Genomic DNA, 21,995 nt, shown 5'->3' with positions numbered 1-21,995 from the left:
AGAACCTGTACTTCCTGCTCGGCTTCACGCTGTTCGGGCTGTCCTACGGCCAGGCCGCCGGCGCGCTGGCCAACCACTTCCAGCCGCAGGCGCGCTATCTCGGCGCCGCGCTGTCGGCGGACATGGCCTGGCTCTTCGGCGCCGCCTTCGCGCCGATCGTCACGCTGTGGCTGTCGTCGCAGTTCGGGCTGGCGGCGCTCAGCGGTTACCTGCTGTCGGGCATGGTGGGCACGCTGGTGGCGCTGCAGTGGGGCCGGCCGGCGCAGCTGGCTGCATAGGCACGGCCCCCAGGGCGCTCAGAGGATGGCCAGCGGATCGAGCTGCGATCCGACGAACTGGATCGTGACGTTGTTGCCGGGCCCGCCATCGAGCACGTCGTTGCCCGGCCCGCCGACCAGCACGTCGTCGCCATTGCCGCCGCTCAGCGTGTCGTTGCCGTCGCCACCGATCAGCACGTCGTCGCCGTCGCCGCCGTTGCCGGTCAGCAGCATCGCGCCGGCCTGCAGGCCGCTGGCTTCCAGCGTGTCGTCGCCGCCCAGCAGGTTGATGACCAGGCGGTCGAGGCCGGCTTCGAAGCCGGTGATCGTGACCGTCGCCGACAGGCCCAGCACCTGCACCGTGCCGGCGTCGCCGTTGACCACCACCACATCGGCGCCGCTGGTCGCGTTGACGGTCACGGTATCGGCCTGACCATCGCCGCCGCCACCGGCCGCGGCGAGGTCCAGGCGCACCGCCGTCACGTCGGTGCCGCCGAGGTCGTTGACGGTGATGGTGTCGGCCCCGCCCAGCGCCTTGAACGAAAGGGTCTCGGTGTCGTTGAGGTCCATCACCACGCTCGCGACATCGCGGGTGAACAGCACGCGGCCGCCGTTGGCGCTGATGTCGATGCGCTCGGCAATGTTCGCGCCGTTGAACTGCAGCGTGTCGCTGCCGGCCTGGCCTTCGATGATGTCGTTGTCGTCGCCCGGGTTCCACACGAAGGTGTCGTCGCCGGCGCCCATCAGCGCGGTGTCGTTGCCGTCGCCGCCGACGATCAGGTCGTTGCCCCCGCTGCCGACGAACAGGTCGTTGCCGAGGCCACCGTTCATCGTCAGCTGCAGCGTGCCGGCCTGCAGGCCGCTGGCATTGAGGACGTCGTTGCCGCCCTGGCCGTTGAGCGTCAGGCGATCGCCGGCCTCGGCGAAGGCCAGGTTCACGGTGGCCGGCAGGCCGGCGACGCTGACGCTGCCGCCGCCGCCGGTGACGGTGATCGATTCATCGGCATTGCTGGCATTGACCGTCACGCTATCGGCCTGACCGTCGCCGGCGCCATTGACGCCCAGGTCGAGGTCGATGCGCGTGACGCCGGTGCCGCCCAGGTCGCCGACCACGAGCGTGTCGGCACCGCCGAACGCGTGGAAGGCGATGTGCTCGACCTGGTTCAGGTCCATCGACACGTTGGCCACGTCGCGGGTGAAGAGCACCCGGCTGCCGTTGGCCGCGATGTTGATGGTCTCGTTGATGTTCGCGCCATTGAACAGCAGCGTGTCGGTGCCCGCCTGGCCTTCGACGACGTCGCTGCCGTCGCCCGGGTCCCATTCGAAGACGTCGTCGCCATTGCCCATCAGCGCGATGTCGTTGCCGCCGTCGCCCAGCACGAAGTCGTTGCCGTCGCCGCCGATCAGCGTGTCGGCACCCTGGCTGCCGCGCAGCGTATCGTCGCCGGCGCCGCCATCGAGCGTCAGGTTGACGACACCGGCCGGCAATGCAGTGGCGCTGATCACGTCGTCGCCGCCGAGGCCGGCGATCACCAGCGTGTCGTTGGCGCCTTCGACGTTCGTCAGCGTGACCTGGGCCGCGAGCCCGAGCACGCTCACCGACGTGCCCGTGCCGCTCACGTCGATGCTGTCGGCGCCGCCGCTGCCATTGAGCGTCAGGCTGTCGGCCGCCGCGTCGCCTGTGCTGCCGCCGAGGGTGCCGGCGAGGTCCACGCGCACCGTGCTCATCGCGGTGCCGGTCAGGTCGTTGACGGTCAGCGCATCGGCGCCGCCCAGCATGTTCAGCTCGACCGTCTCGACCCCGTTGACGTCCATCACGATGTTGCCGACGTTGCGCGTGAACAGCGTGCGCGCGCCGTTGGCCGACAGCGTGAAGACCTCGTTGATGTTCGCGCCGTTGAAGCGCATCGTGTCGTTGCCGTCCTGGCCCTCGACGACGTCGCTGCCATCGCCCGGGTCCCACTGGAAGAGGTCGTCGCCGGCGCCGAGCAGCGCGGTGTCGTTGCCCTGGTTGCCGTCGATGAAGTCGTTGCCGTCGCCGCCGATCAGCGTGTCGTTGCCGTTGCTGCCGAGGATCGTGTCGTTGCCGGCGCCGCCGTCGACGGTGACGCCGACCAGCGCGGCGAGGTTGCCGGTGGCGCTGAAGCTGTCGTCGCCGCCGTTCATGTGGACGACGAACTGCTCGATCGTGCCGACGTCGAGCGAGAACGGCGCGGGGTCGACGCGGTCGAAACGGACGCGGCTGCCGTTGGCCGTCAGCGTGAAGACCTCGTTGCCGTTGCCGCCGTTGACCTCGGCGGTGTCGAGGCCGTCGCCGCCTTCGAACAGGTCCGTGCCGTCGCCCGGGTTCCAGATCAGCCGGTCGTTGCCGGCATCGCCGTAGACGAAGTCGTTGCCGCTGCCGCCGGTCAGCACGTCGTTGCCGTCGCCGCCGTGCAGCAGGTCGGCGCCGCCCTTGCCCAACAGCGTGTCGTTGCCGGCATCGCCCAGCAGCAGGTCGTCGCCGGAGCCGCCGGTCATCGTGTCGTTGCCGTTGCCGCCGGAGAAGCTGACCTTGGGCAGCGCGCCGTTGCTCTCGTTCATCAGCAGCGTGTCGTCGCCGTCGCCGCCGTTCACCTGCACCAGGCGGGTGTTGGCAACGGTCGGCACGCCGCCGGTGGTGGGTACCGCGCCGTTGTCGACCAGCAGCTTGCCGGCGGCGTCACGCGAGACGCTGAGCGTGTTGGACAGCGTATCGCCTTGCACGGTGAGGGTGCCGCGGCTCGAGAATTGGGACGTGATGGTCATGGCGTGCTCCTTCAGCGCCGGGCCATGCGGCGGCTGAAGGCCAGGCCCAGCAGGGCCAGGCCCACCAGCGCATAGCTCGCCGGCTCGGGCACGGTCTGCAGCGCAGGCGTGATGTCGATCGGCGCGAGCAGCAGGCCGCCGTCGCCCGGCAGCAACGCGCCTTGCAGCGCAATGCCGCCGATGCGGCCGTCATCGAAGTGGACGCCGGAGAAGCCCTCGGCCAGCACGAAGTCGATGCCTACCGGCGCGCCGTCGAACAGCGTCACCAGCGGGAAGTCCGGGAAGTCCTGGTCGTTGCTCTCGTGGAAGGTCTGGCCGAGGAAGCTGAAGTCGATCTCGAGGCCGCCGTTGCCGGCGCCGGGCGACACGAGGGAGCCGCCGAAGGCGTCGTCGAAGCGGATCGATCCGTTGCCGACCTGGCCCGAGAAGGGCCCCGAGGTCACCGTGCTGCTGAAGTCGAACTGCACGATGGCCGCTTGCGCCGGCAGCAGCGCGGCAGTGAGCGCCAGCGCGCCCAGGGCGCGCGGGATGGACGTGGATGTCATGCGTTATCTCCCGAGGGGTTGAAGGTGTTCGCGAGTACCGGGATGGGCACGGGCGACACCTACGAGCGCGGGCCCGCGATGGATACAGCGTTTTCTGGCGGATGCGGGAGACAGGCGCTGTGCGTGAACAAGTTCACGACACGCAAGAGCGCCCGCTCGGCGTCGCCGAGGGGCGCTTCGGGGGAGCGAGGCCGGGGCGAGCCGGCCGCTCAGCGTGGAAGTTCAGTGCAGAAGATCAGCGCGGAAGCTCAGCCCTCGTCGGGGTCGCGGTATTCCTTCGGCAACTGGTGCGCGATGCCCTTGTGGCAGTCGATGCAGGTCTTGCCTTCTTCCTTGCCCTTCATGTGCTTCTTGTAGATCGACTGCTTCTGCACGTCGGCGCTCATCGCCTCGAAGCTGTGGCAGTTGCGGCACTCGCGCGAGCCGGAATCCTTCATGCGCTCCCACTCGTGCGTGGCCAGCGTCATGCGGCGGGCCTCGAACTTCTCCTTGGTGTCGATGCTGCCGGTGAGCTTGCCCCAGACCTCGAAGCTGGCCTTGGACTTGCGGATCATCTTGTGCGTCCAGTCCTTGGGCACGTGGCAGTCCGAGCAGATCGCGCGCACGCCGGTGCGGTTGCTGTAGTGCACCGTCTGCTTGTACTCCTGGTACACGTTGTCGCGCATCTCGTGGCACGAGATGCAGAACTCCAGCGAGTTGGTGGCCTCCAGGCCGGTGTTGAAGCCGCCCCAGAAGATGATGCCGCCGACGAAGCCGATGCTCAGCAGGCCGAGCATCGTGAACTTCGCGCTGGGCCGGCGCAGGGCGGCCCAGCTGCGGCGCAGCAGGCCGGGTTGCTCGGTGGACATGGCAGGCTCCTGTCGGTGGTCGGCGGCGCGCGGTGCTTCAGCGGAAGCTGTAGAGCCAGCTCAGGCCCACCGTGTGCACGGTGTAGCTGGGCGCCGTCTCGTTGGTGGGCAGCACGCCGGAGAGGCCGCCGAACTGCAGGCCGTCGTAGGCCCAGTCGCTCGAGCGCATGTGCTGGTAGCGGTAACCCACCCGCAGGGCCTGCTGCTTGTCGATCGCGAAGCGCGCGCCGAACTGCAGCTCGGTGGTCTGCGTCTTCACCAGCGGCAGCGGTGCCGCGGCGATGTAGTAGGCGGCCACCGTGCCGGCGGCTGCGCCGGTGACGGCCAGCGGGTTGTTGGCGTAGTTGCCGCCGGCCACGTCGTTGCTGCTGCGCGCGCGGCTGAAGCTCAGGCTGCCGTTCAGCTCGAGCCGGTCGCCCATCAAGCCGCGCTGGGTGAACGAGGCGCCGAGGGTGTCGACGCGGTCGCGCATCTCGGCCGACCAGTCCAGGCAGGGATCGACCTTGTTGCTGGCGTTGCGCAGCGCGATGGTGGCGAAGCAGCCGTTGAGGATGGCGGTGAAACCGCTGACATTCGCGGCCGTGCTGTTGGCGGTATAGGTGTTGCCGGCGCTGTGGCTGGTCTGCTCCTCGTGCGTGAAGAACGCGTTGAGGCTGGTGTTCTCGCTGAGCGCGTAGCTTCCGTCCAGGTTCAGCGCCTGGCTGCGGGCGCGCTGCAGGCCGTACACCGAATGGCGGTACTCGTCCTGGTTCAGGTCCAGCGTGGCCTGCAGCGAGAGCTTCTCGTCCGGCTGCCATTCGAGACCGGCGCGCGCCTTGTCGCGGGTGCGGTCGGCCATGTTGTAGCGGCGCATGCCCGGCAGTTCGCTGATGCGGTTCTGGTTGCCGTACAGCGCGTTGGCCAGCGCGTTGTTGTTGGCGAAGAAGAAGGCCGCGGCGCTGCCGGCCGTCGGCAGCGGATTGAGGCCGCTGACCGGGCCATAGCCGGTGAGGCCGAGCAGCTGCAGCGTGCCGTAGGCGGTGGCCCCGTTCGGGGCACCGGTGGGCGAGAGCGTGGCAGCAGGCACCAGCGCGAGCCAGGCGTCCTCGTTGTAGTTGACCGTGCGTTCGCCGTGCGCCAGGCCCACGCGCGCATTCAGCGTGTGCCAGCCCGAGAGCCGCCATTCGAGCCTGAGCGTGTTCTCCTTGGTGGTGTGCGCGTCGACGCAGTCGATCCAGCTGCCGCTGCAGTAGCGGTCAATCTGCTGGGACTCGAGCTCGGCCTTCAGCGCCTGGCCGCGGCTGAGCCGGTAGTCGGCGCCGAGGTCCAGCTGGTTCACGCGCCGGCTGTAGGGGCGGTTCGCGTTGAGGTTGGTGTTCGCGCCGAGCGACACGCCCGGGAAGTAGGCCTGGAACACCGAGGCGGCGCTGGCCTTGGGCTCCCCGGCGTCGTAGAAACCGTAGGTGTGCACGGCGCTGCGGTTGTCGCGCTCGTCGAACTTGTAGGCCGCGTGCAGGTCCAGGTCCTTGATCGGCCGGCTGCTGAACTTCAGGTTCGCCGCGCGGGTGACGACCAGGCCGTCCAGCGAGGCCACCGGCACCAGCGGCGTGTAGGCGGCGGTGAGGAAGCTCTCGTTCTGCGTGCCGCGGCCGTAGGAGGCATTGGCGACCAGCCGCGTGGTCGGGCTGAAGCTGGCGGTGGCCGTGAGGTTGAGCTGGTGGAACTGGTTGCTCGGCGCCGTGCTCATGGTCTGGCTGTTGCCGGGCAGCGCCCAGTTGGACCAGGTCATCGAGGGCACGTGGTTCGTGAACACCGAGCCGTAGTAGCCCAGTTGCACGCTCACCTTGTCGCTGCGGAACTGCAGGCCGAGGTTGAGCTGCTCGGTGGTCTGGTCGATCAGGTCGGGAATGATGGTCGAGATGTCGCCGCCGGTGGCGCGGCTCACGGTGCCCATCGGCTTCAGGCCGGTCTTGTCCTCGTGCCGGAAGCTGGCGTTGAATTCCCATTGCCGGTCGATCAGGTAGCTGGCCGCCAGGTCGTAGCGTGCGCGCCTGGTGTGCAGGTCCACCTGCTGGAAGGCGGGCAGGTCCGCGGCCTGCAGCGCGGCAGCGACGCTCCTCTGTGCATCGGTGGGCGCGGTGAGCACGCCATTGACCAGCGCGCTCGAGTCCGTCACCGCCGGCAGCAGGCCGCGCGCATTGGCCGCGGTGCTGCTGACGCGCGGCACCACCGGCACGATCCAGTTCGACGGCAGGCTCAGCACGTTGGTGCCGGCGCCCAGCAGCGGCGTCTGGTAGCTGTCCGAGCGGTTGCGCAGCAACTCGTCGTAGCCCAGGCTGATGCGAAAGCGCCCCTGCAGGCTGTACTCGCCGTACAGCTCGCGGGCCTCGGTGCCGAGGTTGCGGCCCAGCAGCTTCCAGCGGCTGGCGTCGTCGCTGTCGTAGCTGCCGCCGCCGCGCAGGTCGAAGTTGCCGATCGCGTAGGCACCCTTCTTCTTCAGGCCGGTGTATTCGTTGGCCTTGAAGTCGCCGTCGCTCACGTGGCCGACGCCGAGCTCGACCGTGCTGGTCGGTTGCACCAGCGCGGCCAGCGCGGGGTCCACCGCGTCGGCTGCGTGGGCGGGGGGCAGTGCCACCAGCGTGGCAAGGCAGGCCTGGGCCGCGATCACCGTGGCCCGCAGCGCATGGTTCGTCCCATGGGCAGCGTTCATGTCGATCTCCGGTGAATGGATCAGCGCTGGAACTTGGAGCCAGCCGGGTGGTTGGATCCGTGCACCAGCACGTGGCAGTTGAGGCAGGCGCGGCCGGCCATCTGGGCCCGGGCCGCCGCGTTGGCCAGCGGGTTCGCACCGTTGACCGTGGTGACATTCCCGTTCTGCAGATTGGCGGCGCTGTTCACCTGGGCGCCGTGGTCACCGCTGTGGCACTCCTGGCACAGCCAGGGGGCGCGGGCCTTCAGCAGCGGTGCCTGGGTCGAGCCATGCGGCGTGTGGCAGTTGGTGCAGTCGTCGGTCACCGGCGCGTGTTCCCACAGGAAGGGGCCGCGCTTCTCGGCATGGCAGGTGTAGCAGGTCTCGTTGACCGAGTTCTTGGCCAGCAGCTTCGGGCCGGTGCTGCCATGCGGGTTGTGGCAGTCGGTGCAGGCCATCTTGCCGGCGGCCAGCGGGTGGGTGGAGAAGCGGTGCGTCTGCGCGCGCTCGGTCTTGTGGCAGGCGAAGCAGACGTCCGGCTGCGTGGCCTTGGTCAGCACCGGATCGGACTTCACGTGCACGCTGTGGCAGGCGGCGCAGGGCACGTCGCGGCTCTGGTGCTGGCTGCCGGCCCAGTGGGTGCGCTTGCCGTCCTGGTGGCAGCTGATGCAGGCCCCGGCCTGCACGTCCGCCGGGCTGGGCGGGAACACGCCGTTCTTGGTCTTGTAGATGACGTCGGGCGAAGGCCGGCTGGCCCCGTTCTCGCCCTTGCCGCCCGCCACGTGGTTCTTGCTGTCCCCGTGGCAGGACTGGCAGCTGGGCGTGCGGCTGTCGGCCTTCACGCCATGGCGGGTCTGGTAGATCGACAGCAGGCCGCGCGGCTCGCTCTCGTCGTGGCAGCGGGTGCAGACAGCGTCCTTCTGCAGCGCGTCGTTGACGGCGGCGCTCGTGGCGGCGCGCACGGGCAGCGTGACGCAGCACGCCAGCAGGCCCACCAGCAGGGCCATCATGGCCCGGTGCAAGCTTGTTCGGTTCTTCATGGCAAAGCCCCTTCCCGCCGGGCCGCCAAACGGCCCGGTCACACCATCGAACGTTGGAAGGAGCGCGTGGCGCCCAAGCGCCTCGCGCGCTCAGCTCACTGCGAAAGAATCCAGCCGATCAGGTTCTTCAACTCGGCCGGATCCTTGACCTTGATGATCTTGTGTTCCTCTTCGTGGCCGTCGGGGAACTTGGCCTTCTCGCCGGTGGTCAGGTGGGTGGTCAGGCGCGCTTCGGCGTCGGCCTTGCCCTTGTACTTGGCGGCCACTTCCTTGTAGGACGGGCCGTCCTTCTTCTTGTCCACGCCGTGGCACTTGAAGCAGTTGTTCTGCCGCGCCAGCGCCTCGGCGGCCGCGCTGTCCACCGCATGGCTGGGCAAGGCCAGGACACTGGTGACGGCGGCGATGGCGCCCATGGCCAACGCGCGTGAAAGAGGCCTGATCCTCATGGTGCTCGACTCCTCGGCGACCTGGTGAGTCCGGTGTTCTGGTGCTTGTCCAGCCCGGATCGCTTGACCCTGTTGCGATGCAGGCTAGCGCTGGTTGTTTTGGGCCTGCTTGAGACAGATCAATGAGCCTGCGGCAGCGCGCTGAGGGTGTTGCCGACGCAATGAAGCTGATGCGATACGACAGATTGCTGACAGCTTCGGCGATGCTCTCAGGGCGTGGCGACCTTCACGGTGACCTGCGTGCGCTCGTACACCACCTTGTCGAAGTCGAGCTGGCCGTTGGGCACCGTGTCGAAGCCGAAGTAGAAGCTGTGCGTGCCGGGTGGCAGCGTGTCGACCGCGGGCAGGCCGAAGTAGGGCAGCTCGAACAGCGGGCCGGTGTAGGTGGGCACGATGCCGTCCTGCCAGCTCATCGTGGCCAGGTCGAAGTGCAGCCAGCGGCCATCGGCCAGGCCGAGCACCACGAACCAGTCGCCGGACTGGCCGATGTAGGGGCCGGCCGTCAGGCTGACCGAGGGCTTGAGCAGCTCGCCGCCGGCCACCGTCAGGTCCTGCCGCAGGCCGTTGACGCGCATCGCCGGCCGGATGGCCGAGGGCAGCGCTTCGCTGATCTCCACGCGGAACTGGATCGGCACGCCGTACAGCTCGCCCTTGTCGCCCACCGAGATCGTGCCGCTGTACTTGCCGTTGGCGTAGCTGCCGGTGAAGCGGGTGCTGACCTTGGCGAAGCCGGCCACTGCCGCGGTGCTGCCGGCATCGAAGGCGCCGTTGGCGATGCTGCCCTTGAGCGGCAGCCAGGCGGCGCTGCTGGTGGGGCCGGCGGCGGCCACGGTGAGCTCCCCCTTGTCGACGGTGACGTTGAGCATCGGCGGCGGCGATTGCACGCAGCACTTGTGGCCCTTGGGGTCGATGGTCTCGATGATCTTCACGGTGGCCGGGGGCACGACGAATTTCTCGCAGATCACCGACTTGATCTTGCGGTTGCCGCGGCCGCTGAGCATGTACTGGCCGTTGGCGTCGGGGCCGGTGACCTGCGCCTGCTCGAAGCCGCTGAAGCCCGCGCCCTGGCCGTCGTCGCGCTGGTTGCGGTCGGAGGCCCAGCCCAGCGAGCGCTGGCCCAGCGTGTTGATGCCCCCGGTCAGGTCCACCGCATGGCCGCCGCTCACCGCCGTGCCATCGGGCCGCGTGCCGCTCCAGCTGAACGACATCTCGCAGTTCTGCCCTTCGCGCAGCGCGTTGTACAAGGTGTCCAGGTCGAGGTTCCTGCCCTTGCCGACCGAGGTCATCGTGACGCCGTCTATCGTGTCGGAGCGCATGTTGGTGTCGCCCTGCAGGTCGGCATTGACACCCATGTGCGTGACCTGCACGAGCTTGTCCAGCTTGTTCCTCACCAGGTAGTTCAGCTTGCCCTTGAGTGCGCCGTTGCCGACGCCTTTGCCATGGCGCCGGTCGGTGACCTGGCGGTTCATCGCTTCCTCGATCTGGCCGACCAGCGAGTTGTCGCCCGGTGAGACCGAAGGCCTCAAGCCGGCCTTGTGCGCATGCGGCACCGGCAGGCCGAAGTTGTTCTTCAGGTACTGCAGGCTGTTGGCCACCGCGGCCGGTGCGCACTGGTTGTTCGCGGCCTCGATGTTCGGATGGTCGAACTGCACGATGATCTCCGAGGCCGAGCCGCTGGTGTACTGCACCGGGTCGAGCTTCGGTGCATCGGGCGCGCCGGTCAGCGGCTCGTCGCTGGCTCCGCCGATGGCCACGGTGGTCGGCGCGACGCTGTGCGTGACCATCGTGCCGCCGCTGAACTGCGTGGCCGGCGCGGCCGAGAAGTCCACCGCGGCGCCGAGGCTGGTGACCGGCGTGCCGCTGGCCACGCCGAGGTCGAAGTCCGCCGCCACGCGGGCATACGGGTAGACCTCTTCGGGCGGCACCGCCAGGTTGCGCACCACCCAGCCGGCGCTGGTCGTCACGTTGAGGTAGCCGCTGGCCAGGCCGGTGCTCTGGCGCAGCTGGATGACGTTGACTTCGAAGACCCCGGTGTCGATGTTGTTCTGGGTCGTCGTGGCGGTGACGAAGTCCTGCTGGTAGAAGCGCACCCCCTGGGTGGCATCCACGGGGACCGCCTCCGCACCGCATACCGCCAACGCCAGCTGAAGGGCGATCAGGCCGCTGTGGCGGCATGCGCTAAGTGCCATCGCGGACTCCTCGATGCGCAAGAGTTGCGGGTTTAGTCCAAGGTGTTCCGGGTGTCAATCGCCCGGCTGATGAGGGCTGGAACTTGACATGCAGCAAGGCGCGCAACGGCGGGCCGCGGATCATGCTGGCGACTGGAGAGGGAGCCCCCATGCACTGCCAGGCCCGCCTTCGGCGGCACCGATCGTCGACGTGTCCCATCACGGCGCTGGCCCTGGCCGCCACCGTGCTGTGCGCGGCCGCGGTCGCAGCGACACCGGCCGGTGAGGGCCCGGCCGCCACGCCGCTGCCGTTTGGCGGCTTCCGCCTCGACAGCCTGGCCGAGCAGGTCCGCCTGGCCGATCCCCGCCATCCGTGGGGCCCGCTCGGCAGCGCCGCCGATCCGGTCGATGCCGCGAAGCTGGCAGCCCATGAAGCCGCGCTGGTCCTGGCGATGAACCGCGTGCAGGCGCTGCAGGGCCGCGCCTCGACGCAGCCGCTGAAGGACTTCGACGCGATCTGGGCGCCGTTCTTCCAGCACCCTACCGCGCAGAACCACGCCTACTTCGAGCGCCTGGCGCCGGCACTGGAGGACTACATCAGCGCCGGCGTCGAGACCGAGGCGCTGGCCCCGGCCTACCGCAGCAGCCTGGTCGACCTGGCGGAGGCCGCCGCCTCCGGCAACGACCTTGCGACAAGCCTTGCGTTGAGCGCGGCGCAGGCGCAGGCCGCCGCGCTCGAGGACAGCCGCCGCCGGCAGCAGGCCGCACTGCAGCGCATCCGCCAGCTGGGCAACCCGCAGAACCCGCTGGCCGCCAAGCTCGCGGCGCGAGCCCTGCACCGGGCCGCCTTGCCCGCCAGGCCCGCGGTGCCGCCGGCGCCGGCGGCCAGCAGCGCAGGGCCGTGCGGCGGCCCCTACGGCGATTGCGAGGTCCGTCAGGTGCCGCACGTCAACATCGGCAACCAGCCCAAGGCCGCCATCAACCCGTTGCTGAAGGATGCCGACCCGTCGAACACCCGCGTGGTCGGGGGTCCGTCGACGCCGCCACCGCCGTCGGCGGCCCCTGCGGCCGGCAGCAACGCGGCTGCCGTGGCCGAGGCCATCGGCCACCACCTGGCGCTGGCCCAGCAGCGTGAGGACAGTGCGCGCCGCTGGGCGGCCGACGCCCAGCGCGAGAAGGACCCGCTGCGCCAGCGCGAGCTGCAGGACCGCGCCGAGTTCGATCGCGACATGGCACAGACCGAGCGCGACCTGGCCGAGAGCCTGCGCACCGGCGTGATGGTGCACACCCGAAGCGATTGGCAGAACCAGCAGGCTACCCGGCTCATCGTCGGCATGCAGGCCGAACTGGCCGACTTCGACAAGGACCATCAGCGCGTCCAGGTGATCCCGAAGCTGGCGGCGATGGTCAGCGGCCCGGACGGGGTGCGCCTGCAGGCCGAGATCCACCAGCGCATCCGCGAGGCCATCAGCGCGCCCGACCGCGGCGCGCGGCTCGACCAGTTGCACGCGCAGCTCAAGCGCATCGTCGCTGCGCAAGGGGCCGCTGACATCGCGCGGCAGCAGGCGAAAGTCGCCCAGGCCGACGCCAACCTCGCCACCGCCGAAGGCATCAAGGCCGGGGCCGACGCGGCCTTCTGGGCCGCGACCTGGCTGGTGCCCGGTGGCGGCACGGTGTCGCTGGCCTACGGGGCCGGCGTCGGCTATGCCGAAGGCGGCGTGCAGCAGGCTGCCGAGAACGCAGCGCGCGCCTACAGCAACAGCGTGGACATCGGCCTCGCGGCACTGCGCGGCGGACTCGAGCGCGACGAGTCCGGGCAGCGCAAGGGCCTGGGCGCCGCGGTGCAGGCCGGCCTCAGCACCGCGGTGCTGAACAAGCTGATGAACTACAGCGCCGGCAAGGCCACCGGCCTGATCCAGGGCGGCACCAACAAGGCCCGGGGCGGGACGCCAGGCAGCGGCGGCGGCGAGCCGCCCAAGCCCGAGGCCTTCAAGGACAACCGGCAGCGCTACGGCGATGCCCTGCGCGCGGCCAGGACGCCGGCGCAGCAGGAGGCCGTGGCGGCGCAGTACCGCATCATCGTCGCCCGCGACGCGATGCGCGTGGAGCTGGCCGAGACCACGCGTCGCCACGAGAAGGCCCTGCCGATCACCGCGCATCGTGCGGACGGCAGCGTCGATACCGGGACCCAGGCCTACCAGCAGGCCCAGGTGGCCTGGCAGCGCGACATGGCCAAGGTGCGTGCCAAGTACGCCCAGGTGGAAAACCGCATGGCGCTGCACCGCGAGGCATTGGCCGAGGCCTTTCTCGTGCCGGGCGACATTCCGCTGTCCGGCGGCGAGCCGAAGTCGGTGATGAGCGACGTCGATGTCACGCCGCGAGAGCTGGTGTCCGCGCGCAAGTACGTGCAGGCGCTGCGCAAGGCCGGGCACGAGGTGCAGGAGTTTCCCGACCGCTGGATCGCCCCGGGCATCGACATGACGATCTGGCGGCCTGGCACGAACCCCGACAAGCCCGGCAGTCTCTCGTACGAGGCGGCGATCATCCACGACGCGCTCGGCGGCAGCGACAAGTTCCCGACCCAGGGCGGCGTCGAGTACACCACCCAGCATGGCATCACCGCCGATGCCTATGGTGCCGTGATCGCCAACCTCAAGAAGGCGCAGGAAGGCGGCATCGGCGGGGAAGGGGTCGTCGACACGCATGTCGTGAGCAAGAGCCTGGACAAGGCCTTGCAGCTGGCGGGCATCGATGCCGATCCGCGCCTGGTGTCGCAGGCGCAGAAGGCGCGAGCCCATCTGACCGACGCCGAGGCCGGCATCACCACCTTCGGTGCGCCGCCCGAGACCCAGGCGCGCGAGCTGGCCCAGTTCCTCGCCCGCAGCAAGGCGGCCTTCGCCGACAGCCTGCATGCGGCCGGCGAGAAGTCGGACGCCTCGGCCGCGCAGTTGAAGCAGCAGCTGACCGATGCCGAGGGCCGGCGCGACACGGCCCGCGCGCAGCAGATCCGCGAGACGCTGGCGCGCTACCGCATCTCCAACGAGATCACGCTGCAGACGATTGCCAACCGCGACCCCGCCACGGTGGCCGCGGTGCTTGCGCGCCGCACCATGCCGCCGGCCAGCAGCCGGGGCTTCGGCTGGTTGAACGAGGAACTGACGCGCGACCGCCAGGCCCTGGCCCGCCATGCGGCGCAGCCGCTGCCGGTGCTGCCGTTGCCGGGGGTGGCTGAACGCTGCCGCGTGGCGTCGAGCCAGGTGGCCGCGCAGATCCAGGCGGCACGGCCGGGCAGCGCCGAGGCGGCGTACCTGGCTCGGCTGAAGGCGGCGCTTGAGCGCGGCGCCAGCAACCCGGGCCAGGCCGTCACCGAGGTGCGCCTGCTGTCGGGCTTCGAACTGGCCGAGGTCCTGCAGCAGCTGGCACCGGCCACCCCACGTTGAGGAGCAGGCGGCATGAACGCACCGGCCGACACCCCGCTGGCCTGGGACATCGACATCCCGCTGGTGACCAACGGGGCCTTGCTGCGCAGCATCCTGGGGGTGAGCTTCGGCGCCGCCGGGCTGGTCGGTGCGCTCGTCGCATGGATGCTGCTGGTGCAGGGCGCCTGGGACCTCGTTCCGCGGCTGCTGCTGCTGGCGGCGGCCGGCGGGCTGGGCTTGTTCCTGCTGGCGCTCGGCGTCATGCTGCTGATGCTGGGCAACCGCTTTCGTGCGCGCTTCGTCATCGACGCCGAGGGCGTGCATGCCGCAACCCGCGACCGCGCCGCCCAGGCCGGCAACCGGGGCGCACTGCTGCTCGGCCTGATGCTGGGCCGGCCTGCCGCTGCGGGCAGCGGCCTGCTGGCGATGAGGCAGGAAAGCCAGACCCTGAAATGGAGCGGCGCGTTCCGGGCCGAGGTCGATGCCACCGGCCGCAGCATCGTGCTGCGCAACCGCTGGCGCACGCTGCTGCGGGTGTACTGCACGCCGCAGAATTTCGAGGCCGTGCAGCGGCGGGTGGCCGAGTGCATGGCAGCGCACGGCACGGCCGCGCGCGCCGCGGGCCCGTCGCCCATGGCAGGCTACCTCGTGCGCACCGCGCTGGTGGTGCTGGCCTGCCTGCCGCTGTTCCTGCTGGCACCGGTGTATGGCCACGGCCTGTTCCTGCCGCTGCTGCTGATGTGCTTCGCGATCGCGACGGTGTGGTTCGTCCGGTACCTGGCCTGGGTCGTGCTGGGCAGCGCACTGGTGCTGGCGGTCAACATGCTCGGCACTGCGCTGGCATGGCGCGGCGCGTCGATCTTCAGCGGTGTGCGCTACCGCCGCTACGAGACCCTGTCGGGCGACGACTGGGCGCTCACGGTGCTGGCCGCCTTGGGCCTGGCCTGGCTGGCCTGGCAGGCCGTGCAGACGCTGCGCAGGCGCCTCGTGCCGGCCCTCGAATCGGACATGCTCGACAGCACCGGGTGAGTCGCAGCGCCGGCGCCTTTGCGGGTCCGGTGCGCGGGCTGGTTAACATGCCGGCGCCATGGATATTGCGCAAAGGGCTGCACAGTGAAGTCAAGCGTTCAAGCACCGACCGGCGCCTTCGTCGCCGCCTCCTGGGTGGCCTTGCTGGCCGGCGTCATCACCTACATGGCGGGCCTGTGGGACGCGAAGATGCAGCTCAACGAGAAGGGCTACTACTTCGTGATCCTGATGTACGGGCTGTTCTCGGCCGTGTCGCTGCAGAAATCGGTGCGCGACCGGCTGGAGGGCATCGTGGTCTCGGCGATGTACTTCGGGCTGTGCTGGTTCTCGGTGGCGCTGGTGCTGGTGCTGCTGCTGGTCGGGCTGTGGAATGCCGAGCTGAGCACCGCCGAGAAGGGCTTCTACGCGATGTCCTTCGTGCTGAGCCTGTTTGCCGCGGTGACGATCCAGAAGAACGTGCGCGACCTCGCCTCGGCACGGGGCCCGGCCGGCCGCGGCGGCGACACGCGCAGCGACGAGGCCTGACGCGCCTGCCACGGCGGGTGCCGGGGGAACCCGGGCCTGTCGCCTGCGCGACGCCGCACGCCTCGCGCTGCGCCTAGCATGGTCTCCAGAGCCGCCCAACGCCTGATTGGAGCGGCCACCTCAGGAGACCCATGATGAAGCCCCTTCGCGCGCTGTCCGCGCTGGCCGTGATCGGCCTGCTGGTTTCCCTCGCCGCCTGCAGCTCGATGGGCACGGCGCCCACCCGGCCCGCCGGCTGGGCCGCACCCGAGACCCTGGTGCCGCCCTCGGCCTTCCACGGGGTGCACGGCCTGGCCGTCGACGCCAAGGGCCGCCTGCTGGCCGGCACCGTGGTCGGCAACGACATGTGGGAAGTCGACCGCAAGACCGGCGCAGCCAAGGTCTTCATCGCCTCACCCGAAGGCCAGGCCGACGACATCGCGGTCGGCCCCAAGGGCGAGCTGGCCTGGACCTCGTACCTGCAGGGCATCGTACGGCTGCGCGAGAGCGATGCGGCGCCGATCCGCATCGTCGCCAAGGACCTGCCGGGCATCAACTCGCTGGCCTTCGACATGAAGAACGGCAAGCTGTACGCCAGCCAGGTGTTCCTCGGCGACGCGCTGTGGGAGATCGATCTCGCGGGCGGCAAGCCGCCGCGGCTGATCGTCAAGGACATGGGCGGCTTCAACGGCTTCGAGGTCGGGCCCGACGGCCAGCTCTACGGCCCGCTGTGGTTCAAGGGCCAGCTGGTGCGCATCAATCCGGCCGATGGCGCCATCACCGTGCTGAACCGCGAGTTCAAGATCCCGGCGGCGGCCAACCTCGACGGCAAGGGCAACCTGTGGGCAGTGGACACGCGCACCGGCGAGGTTGCGAAGGTCGCGCTGGCCGACGGCCGCAAGACGGTGGTGACCACGCTGGCCACCTCGCTGGACAACCTGGCCATCGCGCCCGAGGGCACGGTGTACGTGTCCAACATGGCCGACAACGCGATCATCGAGGTCGACCCGGCCACCGGCCGCTCGAAGCCGCTGATCAGCGGCAGGCTCGCGGTGGCCGGCGGCATGAAGTACGTCGGCGGCGCCCTGTGGATCGCCGACACCTTCAGCTTCCGCCGCATCGATCCGCAGAGCGGCGCGGTGACCGACATCGCGCGCATGCAGGCCTCCGACCTGGAGTACCCGATGACGGTGGGCCTGGGCACGAAGCAGCTGGCGCTGGTGTCCTGGTTCACCGGCACGGTGCAGCTGGTCGACCGCGCCAGCCTGAAGACCGCGACGATGCTCCACAGCTTCAAGGCGCCCTACGACGCGATCCCGCTGGACGACGGCAGCGTGCTGGTGGCCGAGATCGCCACCGGCAGCCTGCTGCGCGCCAGCGGGGCCGACTTCAAGGACCGCCAACTCGTGGCCGGCGGCCTGGCCGGCCCGGTGCAGATGGTGCTGGGCCGAGACGGCGCGGTGTACCTGACCGAAGCGGCCGGCAACCTGCTGCGCATCGACCTCGCCACCGGCGCGAAGACCGTGGTGGCCGGCCAGCTGGCACTGCCCGAGGGCCTGGCGCAGACGCCCTGGGGCAGCTTCATCGTCGCCGAATCGGCGGCGCGTCGGCTGGTCGAGATCAATCCGGCCGACGGCACGCGGCGCACGGTGGCCGAGAACCTGCCGATCGGCCTGGCACCCGGCCCCGGCCTGCCGCCGCCCTACATCGTGACCGGCGTGGCGGTGGCCGACGATGGCACGGTGTTCGTCAGTGCCGACCGCAACAACGCGGTGCTGAAGATCCGGCCACAGCGCTGAGCGCCGTTGTTTTCCGAATACCGGAAAAAAGCGCGGGGATGACCCTGTGCCCTGACGGCTTCGGTTTACACGGGGAGCTGCGCTGGCTAGCATGCCGCATCGCTGCAGGGCTGAATTCCGCTTTGCAGAAAACAGCATGCAGCCCGACGACGCCCCCGCCCCCCACTTCCCGCACTGGCCGCCCGGCCTGAGCAAGCACCTGACGCTGCCGCAGACCCACCTGTTCCACAACGTCGAGGTCTCCGCAGCGCGCTACCCGGACAAGCCCTTCATCCAGTACTACGACAACCCGCTGTCGTACCGCGCGTTCCGCACCCAGGCCGAGCACTTGGCCGGTTATCTTCAGCAGCACTGCGGCGTGCAGCGCGGCGACCGCGTGCTGCTGTACCTGCAGAACAGCCCGCAGTGGGTCATCGCGTACTACGCCATCCTGCGGGCCGACGCCGTGGTGGTGCCGGTGAACCCGATGAACCGCACCGAGGAGCTGCGCCACTACGTGCAGGACACCGGTGCCCGCGTGGCCGTCGTGCCGCAGGACCTGCTGGCGCAGATGCAGCCCTTGATGCAGCAGACCCTGGGGCCCAGCGGCCTGCAGCGGCTGATCGTGGCCTGCTACCGCGACTACCTGCCCCGGCCCACCGACCTGCGCCTGCCCGATTTCGTCGCCGAACCGCGCCGTGCGGTCGAGGGCGAGGGCCTCGTGGCGTGGGCCGATGCGCTGGCGCTGCAGTGCCCGCCCGGGCCGATGCAGGCCGGCCCCGACGACCTGGCGGTGATGCCCTACACCAGCGGCACCACCGGCGCGCCCAAGGGCTGCATGCACACCCACCGCAGCGTGATGAGCACGCTGGTCGGCGGCGTGCAGTGGTTCGGCTGCACGCAGGACACCACCTACCTTTCGGTGCTGCCCTTCTTCCACGTCACCGCCATGTCGGGCAGCATGAACGGGCCGATCTTCGTCGGCGCCACCATCGTGCTGCTGTCGCGCTGGGACCGAGATGTCGCGGCCACGTGCATCGCACGTTATCGCATCACGCTGTGGCAGGTGATCTCGACGATGATGATCGACTTCCTCTCGAAGCCGGGCATCGAGGACGTCGACCTGTCCAGCCTGACCAGCATCCGCGGCGGCGGCGCGGCCATGCCCGAGGCCATCGCGCTGAAGCTCAAGGCGCTGACCGGGCTGTCGTATGCCGAGGGCTACGGCATGTCCGAGACCATGGCCGCCACGCACATCAACCCGCCGCAGCGGGCCAAGCCGCAATGCCTGGGCGTGCCGGTGTTCGATGTCGACGCGCGCCTGATCGACCCGGCCACGCTGGCCGAGGTGGGCCCGGGCCAGAGCGGCGAGATCATCGTGCACGGCCCGCAGGTGATGCAGGGCTACTGGCACAACCCGGCGGCCACCGCCGAGGCCTTCATCGAACGCGACGGCAAGCGCTTCCTGCGCACCGGCGACCTCGCGCGCATCGACGAGGACGGCTACTTCTTCATGGTCGATCGGCTCAAGCGCATGATCAATGCCTCGGGCTTCAAGGTCTGGCCGGCCGAAGTGGAGGCCCTGATGTACCAGCACCCGGCGATCCAGGAGGCCTGCATCATCGCCGCCCGCGACCCTCGCCGCGGCGAGACCGTGAAGGCGCTGGTGGTGCTGAAGGCCGGCCAGGCCGGCCAGGTCACCGAGCAGCAGATCATCGACTGGGCGCACGGCCAGATGGCCGCGTACAAGAGCCCGCGCATCGTCGAGTTCGTCCCGTCGCTGCCCAAGTCCGGCTCCGGCAAGGTGCAGTGGCGCGAACTGCAGGCCGAGCAGGACGCCCGCGACGCACAGCGCGCGGCCGGCTGAGCCGCGCCGGATCCGATTCCTTCAGCCACCCACCCCTCACACCGGAGACACCATGACCCGATCCGCCACCCGCCGCCTGCTGCTGGGCGCGACGCTGGCCGCCGCGATGGCCGCGCCTTTTGGCGTGCAGGCCCAGGCCTACCCGAGCCGGCCCATCACGCTGATCGTGCCCTGGCCCGCCGGCGGCTCGACCGACCGCCACCACCGGGCGCTGGCCGAGATCGCCAGCAAGATCCTGGGCCAGAACATCATCGTCGAGAACAAGCCCGGCGGCGGTGGCACCACCGGCCCCGGCACGATGGCACTGACCGCCAAGCCCGACGGCTACACCATCGCGCAGTTCCCGATGGGCATGCTGCGCGTGCCGCACATGCAGAAGACGGCCTGGCACCCGATCAACGATTTCAGCTTCATCATCGGCGTCTCGGGCTACACCTTCGGCTTCGTCGTCAAGAGCGATTCGCCGTACAAGAGCTTCCAGGACTACATCGCCGCCGCGCGCAAGCAGCCCGGCAAGATCGACTACGGTTCCACCGGCGTGGGCACCAGCCCGCACCTGCTGCTGGAAGAGCTGGCCGACAACGCCAAGGTCGAACTGACGCATGTGCCGTTCAAGGGCAATGCCGACCTGATGCAGGCGCTGCTGGGCGGCCACGTGATGGCCGGCAGCGACGCCAGCGGCTGGGACAAGTTCGTCGACAACGGACAGATGCGGCTGCTGGTCACCTTCGGCGAGCAGCGTACCAAGCGCTGGCCACAGGTGCCCACCGCCAAGGAGCTGGGCTACAACGTGGTCGGCAATTCGCCCTATGGCCTGGTGGGCCCCAAGGGCATGGACCCGGCCATCGTGAAGACGCTGCACGACGCGTTCAAGAAGGCGATGGACGACCCCAAGCACCAGGAAGTGCTGGCGCAGCTGAACCAGGACATGTGGTACCGCAGCGGCGAGGACTACCGCAAGTGGGCCATCGACACCTTTGCGAAGGACAAGGCGCTGATCGAGCGCCTGGGCCTGGCCGCCAAGTGACGCGCGCTTAGTGCGTTAGGCGCTGGCCGCGGCCTCGGCCGCGGCGACCCGGTCCAGCCCGCCCGCCAGGCTCCACGCGGCCGCGTGGCCCTGCTGGCGCAGCGCGCGGGCGGCGCGGGCGCTGCGTGCGCCGCTGCGGCAGACGAAGACCACCGGCGTGTCGGCTGGCAGGGCCCGCAGTTCCGCCAGCAGCGCGGGCAGGCTCGGCAGCGGCACCGCGCGCATCGCCGGCCATTCGGCCGCGAAGCCGGCCGGCACGGGCTCGGCCGCGCGCTCGTCGGCGTCGCGCACATCGATCAGCCGGGCCTGCGGCATCGCACGCAGCAGCCCGCCCAGACTTTCGATCGGCAGGTCCACTTCGACGGGCTCGGGCTCCTCGCGCAGCCGGGCGCCGCAGGCGCGCAGGCGCGCGCAGGCCTCGTCGGTCAGCGCGGCGTCGTCGGCCGCGCCGAAGGACAGCCGGATCGCCGAGGTGGTCTGCGCCGCCGGCAGCCCCATGGCCTGCAGCACCGGGCTGGGCTGTGCCTGCGCCGCACCGCAGGCCGAGCCGCCGCTCAGCCGCAGGCCTTCGGCATCGAACAGTTCGAGCAGCCGCGCGGTGGCCACGCCGGGCACCGAGAAGTTCAGCGTGGTCGGCAGGCTGTTGCCCAGCGGCGTGTTGAACACGATGCCGGGAAAGGCCTCGCGCAGCGCCGCGACCAGCTGCTGGCGCCGGGCCTCGAGCACCGGCGCCGGCGCGAACACCGTGCCGGACGCCAGCGCTTCGAGCACCGCGCCAAGCGCGGCGATGCCGGCCATGTTCTCGGTGCCGGCGCGCAGGCCGCCTTCCTGGCCGCCGCCGGCCTGCAGCGGGGTCAGCGGCGCGCCTTCACGCACGTAGAGCAGGCCGATGCCCTTGGGCGCGTAGAGCTTGTGGCCCGAGAAGGGCGCGTAGTCGATGCGGCGCTCGACCAGCTTCAGCGGCAGCTTGCCCAGCGCCTGCACGCCGTCCACCAGCCACAGCGCCGGGCTGCCGGCCAGCGCGGCGGCGATGCCGTCCAGGTCGGAGACCACACCGGTCTCGTTGTTCGCGGCCATCGTGCAGACCAGGCCGGCGTCCTGTGCCTGCGTGCGCAGCCAGGCCAAGTCGTGCCGCCCTTCGCGGTCGACCGGAATGGCCTGCACGTCGAGGTCCAGGCCGAGCAGCGCGTTCCAGTGCCGCAGCGCCGAGGGCACGGCCTTGTGCTCGGTGGCGCCGTACAGCAGGCGGCGCGGCAGCGCCTGGCCCGCGGCTTCGCGCTGCCGCAACGCCACCAGTGCCGACAGCACGGCGGTCTGGATGCCTTCGGTCGCGCCGCTGGTGAACAGCAGCTCGCCGGTGGGCACGGCCAGCACGCGCCGTGCGGTGTCGCGCACGCGGTCCAGCAGCGCGCGTGCCCGCAGCCCGCTGCCGTGCGTGCTGCTCGGGTTGCCGTACTCCTCGGCCATCGCGGCGAGGGCGGCGGCGCGGGCTTGCGGCAGCACCGGCGTCGTGGCATTGGCGTCGAGGTAGAGCTCCATGGCGCGCATTTTCTGCCCGGCCTTGGAGAAATTGCGTCCAAATTCGACTGCAAAATCGCTTCGATGGAGAATC

At 70.1% G+C, this 21,995-nt stretch carries 14 protein-coding genes and 1 pseudogene; 7 read left to right on the top strand and 8 right to left on the bottom strand.

Translation table 11 applies throughout. The features are described from left to right. Window positions 1-278, top strand: a pseudogene (locus ACILR4_RS06530) (MFS transporter); the annotation flags it as partial. 18 nt (window positions 279-296) lie between these two features. Here ACILR4_RS06530 and ACILR4_RS06525 read toward each other — a convergent pair. The 7 genes from ACILR4_RS06525 to ACILR4_RS06495 all read right to left on the bottom strand — a co-directional run bounded on the left by ACILR4_RS06525 (window position 297) and on the right by ACILR4_RS06495 (window position 10,699). Next, window positions 297-3,044, bottom strand: a complete 2,748-nt coding sequence (locus ACILR4_RS06525) for a beta strand repeat-containing protein (RefSeq protein ID WP_395700030.1) — start codon at window positions 3,042-3,044, stop codon at window positions 297-299. Between the two features lie 11 nt (window positions 3,045-3,055). Beyond that, window positions 3,056-3,589 (bottom strand): PEP-CTERM sorting domain-containing protein, encoded by a 534-nt coding sequence (locus ACILR4_RS06520; RefSeq protein ID WP_395700029.1) that lies wholly within the window; start codon window positions 3,587-3,589, stop codon window positions 3,056-3,058. 248 nt (window positions 3,590-3,837) lie between these two features. Further along, entirely contained in the window at window positions 3,838-4,437 is a 600-nt protein-coding gene (locus ACILR4_RS06515) for a NapC/NirT family cytochrome c (RefSeq protein WP_395700028.1), read from the bottom strand. Between the two features lie 37 nt (window positions 4,438-4,474). Then, a complete protein-coding gene (locus ACILR4_RS06510; protein ID WP_395700027.1) occupies window positions 4,475-7,126 on the bottom strand; it encodes an MtrB/PioB family decaheme-associated outer membrane protein in 2,652 nt (883 codons plus the stop codon). A gap of 20 nt (window positions 7,127-7,146) precedes the next feature. After that, complete coding sequence (locus ACILR4_RS06505; RefSeq protein ID WP_395700026.1) at window positions 7,147-8,115, bottom strand: DmsE family decaheme c-type cytochrome; 969 nt, start codon at window positions 8,113-8,115, stop codon at window positions 7,147-7,149. A gap of 125 nt (window positions 8,116-8,240) precedes the next feature. After that, window positions 8,241-8,591, bottom strand: a complete 351-nt coding sequence (locus tag ACILR4_RS06500; protein WP_395700025.1) for a c-type cytochrome — start codon at window positions 8,589-8,591, stop codon at window positions 8,241-8,243. A gap of 209 nt (window positions 8,592-8,800) precedes the next feature. Further along, window positions 8,801-10,699, bottom strand: coding sequence for a hypothetical protein (locus ACILR4_RS06495; RefSeq protein ID WP_395700024.1), 1,899 nt, complete (start codon window positions 10,697-10,699; stop codon window positions 8,801-8,803). Between the two features lie 230 nt (window positions 10,700-10,929). Here ACILR4_RS06495 and ACILR4_RS06490 point away from each other — a divergent pair, with 230 nt between their 5' ends. The 6 genes from ACILR4_RS06490 (at window position 10,930) to ACILR4_RS06465 (ending at window position 20,383) form a co-directional block, all read left to right on the top strand. Next, on the top strand, window positions 10,930-14,199 hold the full coding sequence (locus ACILR4_RS06490; protein WP_395700023.1) for a hypothetical protein: 3,270 nt from the start codon (window positions 10,930-10,932) through the stop codon (window positions 14,197-14,199). A gap of 12 nt (window positions 14,200-14,211) precedes the next feature. Continuing rightward, on the top strand, window positions 14,212-15,207 hold the full coding sequence (locus ACILR4_RS06485) for a hypothetical protein (RefSeq protein WP_395700022.1): 996 nt from the start codon (window positions 14,212-14,214) through the stop codon (window positions 15,205-15,207). A gap of 84 nt (window positions 15,208-15,291) precedes the next feature. Then, window positions 15,292-15,732, top strand: a complete 441-nt coding sequence (gene yiaA / locus ACILR4_RS06480; RefSeq protein WP_395700021.1) for an inner membrane protein YiaA — start codon at window positions 15,292-15,294, stop codon at window positions 15,730-15,732. Window positions 15,733-15,866: 134 nt separating this feature from the next. Further along, window positions 15,867-17,510 (top strand): DUF6923 family protein, encoded by a 1,644-nt coding sequence (locus tag ACILR4_RS06475; RefSeq protein WP_395700020.1) that lies wholly within the window; start codon window positions 15,867-15,869, stop codon window positions 17,508-17,510. A 136-nt stretch (window positions 17,511-17,646) separates the two neighbouring features. Then, window positions 17,647-19,356, top strand: coding sequence for a long-chain fatty acid--CoA ligase (locus tag ACILR4_RS06470; protein WP_395700019.1), 1,710 nt, complete (start codon window positions 17,647-17,649; stop codon window positions 19,354-19,356). 52 nt (window positions 19,357-19,408) lie between these two features. Next, entirely contained in the window at window positions 19,409-20,383 is a 975-nt protein-coding gene (locus ACILR4_RS06465; protein WP_395700018.1) for a tripartite tricarboxylate transporter substrate binding protein, read from the top strand. Window positions 20,384-20,398: 15 nt separating this feature from the next. Here the strand turns inward: ACILR4_RS06465 and ACILR4_RS06460 are convergent, their stop codons facing one another. Beyond that, window positions 20,399-21,922 (bottom strand): aminotransferase class V-fold PLP-dependent enzyme, encoded by a 1,524-nt coding sequence (locus tag ACILR4_RS06460; protein ID WP_395700017.1) that lies wholly within the window; start codon window positions 21,920-21,922, stop codon window positions 20,399-20,401. Window positions 21,923-21,995: the final 73 nt, after the last annotated feature.

This window comes from Aquabacterium sp. (genome assembly GCF_044226965.1).
Taxonomy (GTDB): domain Bacteria; phylum Pseudomonadota; class Gammaproteobacteria; order Burkholderiales; family Burkholderiaceae_C; genus Pseudaquabacterium.
This window is presented reverse-complemented; position numbering and strand designations above follow the sequence as displayed.